Annotated in this window: 7 protein-coding genes; all 7 read left to right on the forward strand. The window is 41.1% G+C overall.

The features are described 5' to 3' along the window. The first annotated feature begins 143 nt into the window (after window positions 1-143). The 7 genes from DW896_RS10790 to DW896_RS21685 all read left to right on the forward strand — a co-directional run bounded on the left by DW896_RS10790 (window position 144) and on the right by DW896_RS21685 (window position 15,336). Window positions 144-3,452 (forward strand): TonB-dependent receptor, encoded by a 3,309-nt coding sequence (locus tag DW896_RS10790; RefSeq protein WP_117713833.1) that lies wholly within the window; start codon window positions 144-146, stop codon window positions 3,450-3,452. 74 nt (window positions 3,453-3,526) lie between these two features. Next, on the forward strand, window positions 3,527-5,260 hold the full coding sequence (locus DW896_RS10795) for a RagB/SusD family nutrient uptake outer membrane protein (protein WP_119993221.1): 1,734 nt from the start codon (window positions 3,527-3,529) through the stop codon (window positions 5,258-5,260). 122 nt (window positions 5,261-5,382) lie between these two features. Next, a complete protein-coding gene (locus DW896_RS10800; protein ID WP_057281520.1) occupies window positions 5,383-8,016 on the forward strand; it encodes a family 78 glycoside hydrolase catalytic domain in 2,634 nt (877 codons plus the stop codon). 144 nt (window positions 8,017-8,160) lie between these two features. Beyond that, window positions 8,161-9,537 carry an SGNH/GDSL hydrolase family protein gene (locus DW896_RS10805; RefSeq protein WP_119993258.1) on the forward strand — a complete coding sequence of 459 codons (1,377 nt, stop codon included), beginning with the start codon at window positions 8,161-8,163 and terminating at the stop codon, window positions 9,535-9,537. Window positions 9,538-9,551: 14 nt separating this feature from the next. Then, window positions 9,552-12,122 carry a glycoside hydrolase family 38 C-terminal domain-containing protein gene (locus tag DW896_RS10810; protein WP_119993223.1) on the forward strand — a complete coding sequence of 857 codons (2,571 nt, stop codon included), beginning with the start codon at window positions 9,552-9,554 and terminating at the stop codon, window positions 12,120-12,122. After that, the gene (locus tag DW896_RS10815) at window positions 12,112-14,268 is read left to right on the forward strand and encodes a GH92 family glycosyl hydrolase (protein ID WP_119993225.1); all 2,157 of its coding nucleotides are present in this window, start codon (window positions 12,112-12,114) and stop codon (window positions 14,266-14,268) included. Before DW896_RS10810 ends, DW896_RS10815 begins: the two co-directional genes overlap by 11 nt. 51 nt (window positions 14,269-14,319) lie before the next feature. Beyond that, the gene (locus tag DW896_RS21685) at window positions 14,320-15,336 is read left to right on the forward strand and encodes an alpha-L-rhamnosidase N-terminal domain-containing protein (protein WP_234130848.1); all 1,017 of its coding nucleotides are present in this window, start codon (window positions 14,320-14,322) and stop codon (window positions 15,334-15,336) included. The last annotated feature ends 47 nt before the right edge of the window (window positions 15,337-15,383 follow it).

Consider the following 15,383-nt stretch of genomic DNA (forward strand, 5'->3'; position numbering starts at 1 on the left):
GGAGGGTGCGGCAACACCCCCCCAGATTAAAAGTCAAGTAGTCTTGATAGAGATCACCTTGAATTTAAGATTATGCAAAGATAGTGAATCTTTAAATAATCTTGTTAATTACCTTAGTTATTTAATTAAAAATCAGGAGTATTATGAGATATTTTAAAAGGGCTATATTAATAGCCTCGGCAGCGCTTTGCTTTAATTTATCGGCCTTTTCGCAAGATATAACGCTGAAAGCCAATAATGTAACGGTAAAGGAGGCGATGGAGCAGTTGAAGAAATCGTCTGGATATTCATTTGTATTTTCATCGGCAGATGTCAATACAAAGAAACGTATCTCTATATCAGTAGAAGATGCAGGTATAGAAGAAGTTATAAAACAAATTCTGCAGGGACAAAGTGGATTTAGTTATGAAATTCAGGGTAAAAAGATTATTATAAAAAAAGCGCAGACAGGAACTGTTTCTTCTGCGCAAGAGGGTAAGGTTAGAGGACGTATCGTTGATGCTACCGGTGAACCGGTAATCGGCGCTACGGTTAGGGAACAAGGTACATCCAATGGTACAACTACCGACATTGACGGTAATTTTACCTTGGATGTAGCTCCTAATGCCAATTTGGAAGTGTCTTATATTGGTTATCAGACCCAGGTCTTGAAGGCCCAGAGTGGCAAAATGCTTGCTGTCACATTGAAAGAAGATACACAGTTACTGGATGAGGTTGTGGTTATCGGTTATGGTACGACAACACGAAAAGATTTCACAGGCTCTGTGTCATCCATGAAGTTGGAAAATTCGCCAGTAGCGCTGGTTGCTAACACGAATGCTTTGGAAACTCTGAAAGGTTCCGTGGGTGGTTTGGATATTGGTGCTACTAATACAGCTGGTGGTCAACCTTCTATGTTAGTCCGGGGACAAAATTCTATTTCGGGTAATAATGACCCGTTACTGATTGTGGATGGTGTGATTTTCTTAGGTAGTTTAAATGATATCAACCCCAATGATATAGCTACAATTGATGTCTTGAAGGATGCCACTTCTGCGGCAGCCTATGGTTCACGTTCGGCAAATGGTGTTATTGCTATCACTACTAAACGTGGTAAATCGGGTAAGCCTGTGATAAATTTGAATATGACAGGTACAATGCAATCTTGGCATCGTCAACCGGAGTTCATGAATGGCAAAGACTATTTACAGATGCTTCATGATAAAAATGGAACTACTGTAGAGTCGCTGAGTGCACAGCAGAGAGCTAACTATGAGGCTGGTCATGAGACTAATTGGTTAGATGAGATCTCCCGTACTGGCTGGTTGCAGGACTATCAGGTATCCGTATCGGGTGCAGGTGAAAAGATGAATTATTATATGTCCACTTCTTATACGGATAATCAAGGGATAATCATTGGCGATGACTTTTCTCGTTTTACAATGATGGCCAAAATCAGCACGGATATTACAGATTGGTTGGAAGTGGGTGCAGATGCCTCTTATTCTTATTCAGACTATTCGGGAGCAGGTGCTGAGTATAACAGAGCGGTTCTTCTTGGTCCGTACGATGTAATGTATCGTAAAGGCACTAATTTGTTGGAAAGATTCCCTTTAGGTTCTAATGAATTTGAAAATCCATTATGGAAAGACCAGTCTGGTACTTATGATAATTTGGATACTAGACGTACGTTCCGAATCAATGCACATGCTGTGGTTAAGCTGCCTTGGGTAAAAGGTTTGAGCTACCGTTTCAATTATTCAGCTTACATGAATGTGAACGATGGCGCCGAATTCTACCATGAAGGATATTATGCTCCATTGGGTGCTTATGATGATGACTCCCGTTATTCTGCAGAAACCGTTTATTCTAAATTAGGATCAACAAATGGTTATTATCAGAATACAAGAGCGAATAGCTGGGTAGTGGATAATATTTTGAATTATAAGAATACGTTCGGTAAACATACCATTGATTTGACCGCTGTTGCTACTCGTGATAGTAAATTTGACAGATGGGATAAAATGGAGGGACGTGATTATGTAGCTAATGGCAATACGAACTTGGGCTATAATGGCTTGCAATATGCTACAACACAAAAGACCACTACTGGCATTACACGTCGTAGAAATGCCGGTTATTTTGCCCGTGCATCCTATTCTTTTGACGATGCTTATTATCTTACAGCTTCTTATCGTAGAGATGGTGCTTCAGTTTTTGGTGCGGATAATAAATGGGGTAATTTCTATGCTTTCGGCGGTGCATGGCGTGTTACTCATGAGAAGTTCATGGAGAAAGTTCGTTTTTTGAATGATTTGAAACTTAAGTTATCCTGGGGTAGAAATGGTAACCAGGGTATTGATCCTTATGGAACTTTGTCCGAGGCTGTTATCGGCCCGGGTGGTGGCATTGCTTATCCTTTTGGAAACTCTACGGTACCTTCATTTGGTATAAAACAAAATTCATTGGGTAACAGCGGTCTTGGATGGGAGACGACTAATTCGTGGAACTTCGGTTTTGAGTCGGCTTGGTTGAACAACCGCTTGTTTGTTAACATGGATGTGTATTTGTCAAGAACTACTGACCAAATATTCAATCGTACTATTCCTTCAATGACAGGTTTTGATTCTATGAAATCAACAATGGGTGAAGTTGCTAATCGTGGGGTGGAATTCAGTATTCATTCTGTAAACATCGAGAATAAAGATTGGCGATGGGATACTAATCTTACCTTTTGGCTGAACCGTAATGAATTGGTTCATCTATATGGTGAGGATTTGGATGGTGATGGTAGAGAAGATGATGATTTGGGGAACAATCTATTTATTGGGCACTCTATTCATTCTATCTATGGTTACAAGGTGGCGGGTATTGTGCAGAAGGATGATACAGAATACATACAAGCCAATGGCGCTACCCCGGGTAATCCGAAATATGTGGATGTAGATGGCAATGGAACCATTGGTGTGGAAGACCGTACCATACTGGGTACATCAGACCCTCGTTTCAAGATGAGTTTGTCAAACACCCTTTCATGGAAGAATTTTGAATTATATTTTATGCTTACCGGAACGTTTGGAGGAAATGGATATTATGTAAGTGAAAATGCTCCGGCTTTCCTTGCTGGTGGTGGTGGCGGTGGAGCCTATTCTAACAATATGTATATACCCTATTGGACAGAAGAACGTCCGAGCAATAAATATCCTGCGGCAAACTTTAGTGGTGATGGACGTTTCAAAGGTTTACAAAGCCGTGCCTTTGTTCGTCTGCAGGACATTACATTGTCCTATACCTTTAATTCTGCTAAAATAAAGAATTTCGGTATCAATAATTTGCGTGTCTTTTTTACTGGAAAGAATCTGTTCACGATTACAGGTTGGGAAAATGGAGATCCTGAATTAGGTAATACAATTTTATCTTCTACGTATCCTATTTCAACAAATCTCTCGCTGGGAGCAAACATTAGTTTCTAAACTTTATACTTTGATGAATTATGAATATTTTAAAAAATAAAATCAATGTTGGATTAATAGCTTTATCTGCTATTATGGCAAGTGGTTGTGATGATTCTGCTTTCTTGAAGGAATCTCCGGAATCTTCCTATGCAATAGAAAATGTATTCAAAAGCTCCAACCAGGTGAAACAAGTACTTACGTCCTGCTACGAGAAAGTGCGTGATATATTTTGTACTTCTGCACCTATGCAGTTCTCTCCGAGACATTTCTATATGGGAAATAACGGAACTGATATGTTTGATGTTCCCAACGGTCGGGATGCACAGAATATGAATGATTATAGTAAGTTGGCAGCCGACTATGACATTTACAAGCAAGTATACAATAATTTTTATAATCTGGTATCCCAAGCTAATCTGGCCATATCTGCTGCCGAAGAGGTCGCGTGGAGCTCCGAGGTTGACAAGACCCAGACATTGGCAGAAGCACATTTTTTCAGAGCATATGCTTATATGAACTTGGGTGAGCTGTATGGTGGAGTGCCTTTGGTAACTGAACGTATTACTGGACCACGTTATGATTTTCAACGCAGTAGTCGTGTGGAAACTTATCAGCTTGCGATAGATGACCTGGAAAACTATGCTTTGAATCTTCCAGAAACCCATGCAGAAGCGGGACGTTTGGTGAAAGGAGCTGTTCAGCATTATTTGTGCCAGCTTTATATTGATAAGGGCGTAGCATTGCAAGAAGAAGGTCAGGATGGTGCTGAATCTTTTCGTAAGGCTAAGGAATATGCTGATGCTGTGATAGATGGAGGTATCTATCGTCTGATGATGAACCGTTTCGGTACTCGTCAGCATGAGAATCCTACTTACTATTATGCAATCAGCATACAGGACCAGACAGCAGAGCATACTTATGAGTCTGCTGGGGTACATATTGAGGGGAATGTTTACTGGGATTTGTTCCAAGAAGGCAATCAGGATTATCAGAATGGTAATACAGAAGCTATTTGGGTAGCCCAGATGAGCTTGGATCTCTGTCAGCAAGGATATACAGCAAACCGTATGGCTCATTCTTGTAACTATAGTCCGGTAGCCCGTGACGTGCAAGGAGAATTGATGGGGAGTTTAGAAGATGTAGGTGGTGAGGGGGTTACGGCTGTAATGCCTACCTATTATACACGTGACATCATTTATGAAGATAAATGGGCGGAAGATATGAGAAATTCCGAGGCTGTATTCAGAAGGACATTTGTGGGGAACCAAAAAAATGGTAACTATTATGGCAAGGTGGTTCCATGGGATGTGTTGCATAAGGTTTCAAATGGGGTAAAAGATAGGCAAGCTGAAACATTTTTGTTCCCTATTTCCTGTAAGATTGCTACGGATAAATATTCCGGTTATATTGCAGGTATTGATGGTAATTTTTCTTTCCTTTATAGAGATGATTATTTGGCACGTTTACCGGAAACTATCTTACTACGTGCGGAGGTGAAATGGCGTTTAGGAGATAATGCCGGTGCTGCTGCTGATATTAATAAATTGAGGGAAAGAGCACAATGTGGCTATATGGTTATGGCCTCAGATGTGAATTTGGATTTGATTTTGGATGAACGTGCCCGTGAATTGGTTTATGAAGAGCATCGTTGGAATACTTTGCTCCGTATGGGAGGTACCGTAGCTATTGACCGCATTAAAAAGTATGCTTATTGGGATGTGGCTCGTACTTCACTTGCTAATAAAAATTTCAACCTTTGGCCGATTCCTCAAAGTGTGATTGACACTAATAAAGACATAAAGTTGGAACAGAATCCGGGTTGGTAAAAGAGCTATATTATGATATGGTAAAAAGATACCCGGAGGAGTAAAAGAGAATTAAAGAATATATGTATTTGTTTGAAGACTCTTTTTCCTACGGGTATCTGTTTTTTAGTAATTCAATCGTTATGAAGAAAATTCTTTTTTTATTATTGTTTTGTCTATTGGGTTTTCAGTATTCTCTGGCTGGTCCGATTCTCCTGGAAGACCTTCGCTGTGAGAATCTGAAGAATCCTCTCGGTATAGATAACATAACCCCGCATTTCAGTTGGAAGGTGTTGTGTGATATTCCTATGAGTCAGGAATATTATGAAATACAAGTGGGGGCAGATAGCCTTGAGTTGTCTCGGGGAAAAGCTGATTTGTGGAATTCCGGCAAGACGAAATCTTGTGCTTCTGTGATGATCCCTTATCAAGGTAAGGACTTGAAATCACGCCAGTTATGTTATTGGCGTGTACGTGTGGGCAATGAAAAAGGGGAGCTCTCGGAGTGGAGTCCTATCCAACGTTTTGCAATAGGTATATTGGGAAATGACAACTTGCAGGGAAAGTTCATTAGTCTGGACGGAGGTAATGTGGATTCGCCTTTGCTGCGGAAATCATTTACAGTGGACAAGCCTTCTACCACCTTTTTATATGTCAATTCTTTAGGATATCATGAAGTGTATATCAATGGAAAGAAGGTGGATTCCTCTGTTTTGTCACCTGCAGTTTCACAACTGGATAAGCGTTCGTTGGTTGTGACCTATGACATTACGTCTTTTTTGAAGTCTGGTAAAAACGAAATACTCTTATGGTTGGGAAAAGGTTGGTATAAGAAAACCACTTTCAAAGCTGAGCATGACGGTCCGGTGGTAAGGGCCGATTTAAGCACTTTGAAAGATGGGAAATGGAAAAAACTTCTCACGACAGATGTTACGTGGATGGGACGTGAGAGTGGTTATGCTGATATGGGAACCTGGAATGCTTTGCGCTTCGGCGGTGAACGGATAGATGCTCGCATGCTTCCTGCTGGTCTTACGGCAAGGGAGTTGGACAAACTGCAATGGAAGTCGGCTGTTGAAGTATGTGTGAATGACCGGAAAGCGACTCCGCAGATGTGTAGTGCAAATAAGATCCAGGAAACGTTGACAGCAAAGAGTATCACTGCCCTTGGTAACAATACATGGTTAGTGGATATGGGGAAGGTGTTGACTGGCTGGTTTGAACTACAAACTCCTCAACTGCCTGAAGGGCATGAAATAACGGCAGTTTATAGCGATTTTATGAAGGCTGATGGCAGTATTGAAGAGCAAGGGGAGAGTGATCTCTATATTGCTTCCGGTAAAAATGGTGACAAGTTCTGCAATAAGTTCCATCACCATGCTTTCCGTTACATTAAAATTTCCAATTTGCCTTATCATCCGCAACCGTCGCAAATAAAAGCTTACTTGGTACATGGTGATTATCGTCCAGCATCTACATTCGTTTGTTCGGATGTAGACTTGAATGCTATACATGATATGGTGAACTACACATTGCGCTGTCTGACTTTCAGCGGTTACATGGTGGATTGTCCGCATTTGGAACGTGCCGGTTACGGCGGTGATGGTAATTCGTCCACACAGGCATTCCAGACTATGTATGATGCTGCTCCGACTTATATGAACTGGTTACAAGCATGGGGTGATGTGATGCAAGAGGACGGTGGACTGCCTCATGTAGCTCCTGCCGGTGGTGGTGGCGGCGGTCCTTATTGGTGTGGGTTTATAGTTCTGGCCCCTTGGCGTACTTATGTAAACTATGGAGACAGCCGGCTGTTGGAACGCTATTACGACAATATGAAGAAATGGTTCGGTTATGTGGACAGATACACCGTAAACGGATTGTTGAAACGCTGGCCCGACACAACTTACCGTGATTGGTATCTGGGAGACTGGTTGGCTCCCATAGGTGTAGATAGCGGGAACCAGATGTCGATAGACTTGGTGAACAACTGTTTTGTCAGTGACTGTCTGGATGCTATGTGCAAGATAGCGACGGCATTGGGACGCAAGGATGAAGCGGAGGGTTTTGCCGTGCGTAAGGAGAAGTTGAACGTTCTGATTCACCAGACATTCTATAACGATGAAGAAAATATTTATGCTACAGGGTCACAACTGGATATGTCTTATCCGATGCTTGTAGGGGCAGTGCCTGACGCTTTATATGATAAAGTAAAGCAGGAGATGCTTGCCCGTTCAGCTGGACAGTACAAAGGACATATAGCGGTTGGTCTGGTTGGGGTCCCTATCCTGACGGATTGGGTTATCCGGAATAAGGAAGCCGATTTCATGTATGACATGTTGAAGCAACCAGACTATCCGGGATATCTGCACATGCTTAATAATAATGCTACTACTACATGGGAGTATTGGAATGGGGAGCGTAGCCGTGTGCACAATTGTTATAACGGTATTGCTAATTGGTTCTATCAGGCTGTCGGCGGTATTCGAGCTGATGAAAAACAACCGGGTTACCGGCATGTGTTTATTGAGCCGCAAATTCCACAAGGGGTGACTTGGGCAAATACTACTAAGGAATCTCCTTATGGAACTATCATAGTGAATTGGAAATTGCAAGATGACTGTTTAATGATGCATGTTGTGTTGCCGGTAGGAGTGGAGGCAAGTGTTGCTATTCCCAGCAATGCTAATAAAGGTGTTGTGAATGGTCAAGAAGTTAAATTGGATAAGCAGTATTTGGAATTAGGCACAGGCACATATGATATAGAAATCAGGTAGTTATAATCATTTTCTGGAGATAAAGATAGAAGTCCTATTTTCAAAAATAAGGAGTAACTGCTAGGTGTTCATTTCTTTTGTAATAGAAAGGATGCTTTGATTATGCATCTTTTGGGAAAATATTTACTGATAAAAAAGAATAAGATGAAGAAATTTATAATTGTAGCAATTTACTTATTAATGGGTATTAATGGAATGCAATCTCAGAGCATTCCGGTTTTTAAGGAGGGAGAGCGAGTTGCTTTTGTAGGTAACAGTATAACTTGTGGAGGACATTATCATTCCTATATATGGTTGTATTATATGACCCATTTCCCGAATCGACGCATTGATGTCTTTAATGAAGGTGTCGGGGGCGATGTGGCAAAGCAGATGTCTCAACGATTGGACAAGGTTTTTGAACATAACCCCACTGTGGTTACTCTTTCGTTCGGCATGAATGATACCGGTTATATGGATTACACTCTTACAGAGAATGCAAATATAGGGCGTAAGAACGTAGAAGCCTCCTGCCGTGATTACAAAGTCATAGAAGATACCTATAAAAAATATCCTAAAGTTCAGAAGGTGCTGATTGGCAGTTCGCCTTATGACGAAACTTCTTGTTTCAATAAGGTCCCTTTTCCGGGAAAGAATAAGTTGATTCAGGATATTTCTGATTTTCTGAAAGAAAGGGCACATGCCAATCGGTGGGGATATGTGGATTTTAATCGTCCGATGACAGAGATCAACATGCGTGAGCAACAAGCTGATTCTACATTCACGTTGTGTGGCGGTGACCGTGTCCATCCTACAACAGACGGCCATTTGGTGATGGCATATTTATTCTTGAAAGCTCAAGGATTAGCTAATGAGCCTGTTGCAGATATAGCTATAGATGCTTTAACCAGGACTGTGAACCGTTCAGATAACTGCAAGATTGATGATTTGGTTGTTTCTTCTGAAAATATCAGTTTTACTTATCTAGCTAATTCACTCCCTTATCCGATAGACAGAAGCCATTACAACAACGAACTGCATACGCAGGCTGATGCATTGAATGTCATACCGTTCATGGATGAAATGAATTATGAGGGTTTGGCGGTGAAAGGCTTGTCCGATGGTTATTATGTTTTGAAAATTGATGGAAAGACAATAACACGTCTAACAGCCGGTGACTTGAAACGTGGAATCAACCTGGCTGCTTATGACAATACCCCTCAAAACGAACAAGCACAAGAGATACGCCGGTTGAATGAGCAGCGCTGGTTTATGGAACGTGAGATGCGTGAATATTACTGGATGGAATATAACTTGATGCGTGACAAAGGGCTGCTGTGGGCAAGTGATGAAAAGGCTGTTGACACTATGTTGGAGAATCGTAGGACTAATCCTTTTGTTAATATGTTGAAAGATTATTGGTTGCGTTTCATGCATAAGAGTGTTCGTGAAGATAACGAAAATGAGCAGTTGGAATTGGTGGAGCGTATTTATAAAATGAATAAACCACAGGCTTTGAAAGTGGAACTGGTTAAGCTTTAATTGAGGGAAACGGTATGAGGGAAAGGTTTATAATCTTTTTAATAGGTTTGCTGGGCTTTAATAGTTTGGTAAAAGCCCAGCAAGCCTATTTTATAGATGGCTATCATGGAGGGGTCTATGGACACTATCCTATGGGGCAGACTTCATTCATTGTCCAGAAATTGAAACAGTATCCGGATTGGAGAGTCAATCTGGAGATAGAACCGGAATCTTGGGAAGTAGTCAGACAACGCGATCCAGAGGGTTATTCTGCTTTTAAACAAATGTTCAAAGACCAGTCTGTCCGTTCCGGACGCATAGAATATGTGAATCCTACTTATGCTCAAAGTTATTTTTTCGGAACTTCGGGAGAAAGTGTTATCCGTCAATTTCAATATGGGATGCGTCTTCTTAGAAAACACTTCCCCGAAGCTGTTTTCACCACTTATTCGGCAGAAGAACCTTGCTTTACAAGTTGCTTACCTATGGTCTTGAAGTCTTTAGGCTTTTCGTATGCTTCGACAAAGAATCCCAATACCATGTGGGGAGGCTATGTAAGTGCTTATGGGGGGGGATTGGTGAATTGGGTAGGACCGGACGGGACGAAACTTGTTACAGTACCCCGTTATGGCTGCGAAGATTTACAGCCGGGTTCGACCTGGCAGTCCATAGCTTGGTTTAACAGTAGGGATTATATTGGGAAATGCCTGGATGCGGGGATTAAGCATCCGGTAGGCATGTGCATTCAGGATGCGGCATGGAGCCATGGCTGGAATAAGGGACCTTGGTTGGGTCAAGATACTGCTGCTTATTATTGTCCTACAGCTTATAAGACTTGGCGTGACTATATACAGAATTGTTCGAACGGAAGTACTGGAGATGATTGGCATTTTTCACAGGAGGATGTGTTATGTTCTTTAATGTGGGGAACACAAGTTATGCAACGTCTGGCGAGGGAGATTCGTACAGCAGAAAATACCATTGTCCAAGCGGAGAAGATGGCTTCTTATGCAAAGCTGTATCGGGGAGAGAAATGGCCCATGGATTCCATAGATGAGGCATGGCGTACATTGATGCTTTCTCAGCATCATGATTGTTGGATTGTTCCGTATAACCGTTTGAATGGTGGGAAAACCTGGGCAGAAACGGTAACCGATTGGACTAGAAATACAAACCAAAAGAGCCAACGAGTGATAGACCAATCTTTAAAGCTAATGGCGGGTCAAAGGAGAGGAAACAAGATTTGGGTCTTCAATACATTGGCTGTGGAGAGAGAAGAACTGGTTTCTGTCGAAGTCCCTTCTTCATGGAAGGGCAAGGATTGGATAGCGGTTGATAATCGGGGGGTAGAATCTCCTACCCAATGGATTGATGAAGGGGAAGTAACTAAATTACTGTTCCGTGCAAAAGTTCCATCTACGGGGTTCGCAACTTATACTTTCCAGGAGTCAACAAGCCGTACTAAAGCAACTTTTTGTTTCGAGCGGATGCATGATGGTAGGTGTCGTTTGGAGAGTGACTTATATTCTCTGGTTTTAAATCCGTCTAAAGGTGGTGCTGTGGAAAGTCTTAAGGTAAGATTCCTTCAAGACAGAGAACTGGTTGATTTGGGTAATGGACGGAGTTTTAATGAGTTGCGGGGATTCTTTATTGAGAAAAATTCTTTTTTGTCTAGTACCGAACAACCTGCTACGATTCGGTTAATAGAGCAGGGCCCTTTACTGATGAAGGTGTGCGTACAAGGTAAGATAGGGGTGCATCCTTTTGTACAGACAATTCAATTGGCGCAGGGTGAACCTCGAATCGACATGCATATAAAGATTGATTGGATGGGTGATGTGCAGATTGGTGAACCGGGTATTGAATTTAAGACTGAAGACCCGCGCAAATCCTTTTATGATGACCGGTATAAACTGCTACTTTATTTTCCTACGGAGATAGAATCGCCCTTGATTTACAAGGATGCTCCTTTCGATGTGTGTAAAAGTCGTTTGGAAAATACATTCTTCAATCGTTGGGACAGCATTAAACATAATGTCATTGTACATTGGGTCGATAAGGTTGCCGGAGATAATTCGTGTGGGCTGGCTTTGTTCTCTGACCATACAACCAGCTATGTGCATGGGGAGGATTTTCCTTTGGCATTGAATGTGCAGTATGCAGGCAAAGGGCTTTGGGGAATGGATTATAGAATAGATAGACCTACAGAATTCTCATATTCTATATTACCTCATCAGGGAAATTGGGAGCAATGCCGTTTATGGACACGTAGTGAAGAACGGAATGAACCGTTGATAGCTACATTGGCGGGTGATATTTCTTTGACTTCTGCTTCTTTCCTATCCGTAGAAAATGATGCCTATGAATTGTCATCCATGTATTATGAAGGAAAGAGTTTGTATGTCCGTTTGTTCAATTCTCTGAGTAATGATACTTCGAGAAAGATTGCTATAACCGGAACGAATTTGAGTGTTAAACTAGTAGAATTGGATGGCCGGACTATAGAAACATTGCTTGTACATGAGGAAAATGGGAAGAGTTATTTGGATTTAGCCATTCCTCAATTCGGAATACGTACATTAAGAATTGATTCGAATGAAAAATAAAATATTATTATCTCTTTTTTTATTATTAAATCCGTTCTTCATATTAGGAAACAATTGGACTGATGATAAAAATTATGCGGAGGAAGTCAATACGTTGATTGGTACGAAAGGGCTTGGCCTTGCGTCGGGCTATCTTTATCCAGGGGCCACTTATCCTTTTGGGATGGTACAGTTTACTCCATCTTATTTTTCAAAAAGTGCCGGTTTTGTAATCAACCAATTGAGTGGAGCCGGTTGTGACCATATGGGTAATTTCCCCACTTTTCCCGTAAAGGGAAAGTTGCAGGCCTCTCCAGAGAATATTTTGAATTACAGAATCAATATTTCTAAAGAACAAGGTCATGCCGGATATTATGAAGCAACAGTACAAGAGGATATTCGGGCACATTTGACGGTTACTGAGCGAACAGGTATGGCCAAGTATGAATTTCCAGCCAATCAGACCATGGGGACGGTTATCATAGGTGGTGGTATATCAGCCACCCCTATAAATCAAGCAGCAATTGTTATCACTGCTCCCAATAGGTGTGAAGGGTATGCTGTTGGGGGAAATTTTTGTGGATTACCTACTCCCTACAAAGTCTACTTTGTTGCGGAGTTTGATAAAGGCGCAGTTGAGTTTGGAACCTGGAAACAGAAGGAACTGAAACCTAATACAACTTTTGCCGAAGGAGAATGTTCTGGTGTTTATTTTACTTTTGATTTAGATAAGAAGAAGGATATACAATACAAGATTGGAGTTTCTTATGTGTCCGTTGATAATGCGCGGAAAAATTTGAGAATGGAGAATGCAGGCTGGAACTTTGATGAGATAAGGGGAGAAGCCGAAAAAAGTTGGAACCACTATTTAAGCAAGATAGAGGTTGAAGGCGACAATGCGGACCGTATCACCCAGTTCTATACACATTTGTATAGAACAATGATTCATCCGAACGTTTGCAGTGATGTAAACGGTGAATATATGGGGGCTGATAACCGGGTATATAAATCACGTTCCAAACAATATACTTCTTTTAGTAATTGGGATACTTATCGTACGCAGATTCAGCTTTTGGCTATGCTGGAGCCAGATGTGACTTCTGATATTGTAATTTCTCACCAGGATTTTGCAGAACAATCCGGTGGCGCTTTTCCACGTTGGGTGTTGGCAAATGTAGAAACGGGAGTCATGCAGGGGGATCCTACTCCTATTCTGATTTCGAACGCTTATGCGTTTGGAGCCAGGAATTATGATCCTAGACCGATTTTTAAAACAATGAGAACAAATGCAGAAATACCGGGAGCCAAATCGCAGAATATAGAAGAAAGGCCGGGATTAAAGCAATATCTGGAGAAAGGTTACTATAATGCTTCCGAACAATTGGAGTATACTTCTTCAGATTTTGCTATCGGACAATTTGCTTTGCGTGCTATAGGAGATGAATTCTCGGCCTGGCGTTATTTTCACTTTGCACGTTCCTGGAAGAACCTTTTCAATCCGGAAACTGGTTGGTTACAATCCCGTAACTCCGATGGCTCTTGGAAACCGTTAAGTGAGGACTTTCGTGAATCTACTTATAAAAATTATTTTTGGATGGTGCCTTATGATATTGCAGGCTTGGTTGAAATGATTGGTGGTAAAAAAAATGCAGAGCAACGTTTAGATGAGTTCTTCCAACGTTTGGATGCTAATTATAATGATGCTTGGTTTGCTTCGGGTAATGAACCAAGTTTTCATATTCCTTGGATATATAACTGGGTAGGTTGTCCGTATAAGACACAGGCTGTCGTAAATCGGATACTGAATGAACAGTATTCTGGCAAGATAGATGGGCTTCCTGGCAACGATGATCTCGGAACAATGGGAGCATGGTATATTTTTGCTTGTATAGGATTATATCCGGAGATTCCGGGAATTGGTGGTTTCACCATAAATACGCCAATCTTTTCTTCTGTAAAGATTCATCTGAAAAATGGTTCTATTTTTATTAAGGGTGGCTCTGAGAAAAACATCTATATCAAGTCTTTAAAGGTGAATGGGGTACTATATAATAGTACTTGGATAAATTGGGATGAACTCTCCAATGGTGCTACTTTAGAATATCAGACTTCCGGTAAGGCTGATTTGAAATGGGGTACCAAAGTGCTGCCTCCTTCTTTTCCTTGATTTGAGAAACGAGTGAATGTTGTTCCTTTTTTGAATAATAAATTGAATATCATGAATAAATTCTTTATAAAAATATCTTTGGTGTTCGCTATGTTATCGTTTGTTGCATGTGCAGAAAGGGGGATTGACATAGTGAATCTGCGTTGTGATTATATGGAAAGTCCATTGGGAGTCGATAATCCGAATCCGGTATTACAATGGCAATTGATCTCAGAAGGAACGGGTAAGTCTCAGTCTGCATACCGTATTATTGTATCGGATGATTTGTCTTTAATAAAAAGAGGACAAGGAGATTATTGGGACTCTGGAAAAGTGTTGTCTTCAGAATCTATCGTCCGGTATCAAGGCAAGAAGTTATCTGCCAGAATGCAACTTTATTGGAAAGTGATGGTTTGGGATGAGTGTGATGTCCCTTCTGAATGGAGCAATATTGCTGACTGGAGCATGGGCTTGCTGTGTCCTTCGGATTGGAAAGCGCAGTGGATAGGGAATAGGGAAGATATATTTCCAGACTCCACCCTGACTTTTCCAGCTCCTTATTTCCGTAAGGAATTTGTAGTTGCAAAACCTATAAAAAAAGCAATGGCTTATGTCTGTGGATTGGGCTTCTATGAAATGTATTTCAATGGAGAAAGAGTAGGGGAACAAGTATTGGCACCTGCTGTAACCAACTATGATAGACGGTCTCTTAAGAAATTGTTGTATCATTATGATGACCAGTCTACGCAACGTGTATTTTATAATGTATTTGATGTAACAGGAAACCTTAAAATGCAGAATAATGCTATAGGTATAATATTGGGGAATGGTTGGTACAATCAGCGTGATCGCACAGTGGAAGGGCATATGTGGTATGATGTTCCTAAAATGATATTACAATTGGAGATTGAATATGAAGATGGAACCAAAGAAATGATAGTTTCAGATAATTCATGGAAGACTACAACAGGACCATTATTGCATGATGCTATATTTACGGGGGAAATTTATGATGCTCGTAAAGATTTGGGACATTGGAATCGAGAGTCCTATGATGATAATATATGGGAATCAGCATTACAAGTCTGACCGCCTACCGGTACATTGATGTTCCAGACAATCCCTTTTAATAAGGT

The sequence above is a fragment of the Bacteroides sp. AM41-16 genome (assembly GCF_003603495.1).
Classification (GTDB): domain Bacteria; phylum Bacteroidota; class Bacteroidia; order Bacteroidales; family Bacteroidaceae; genus Bacteroides; species Bacteroides uniformis.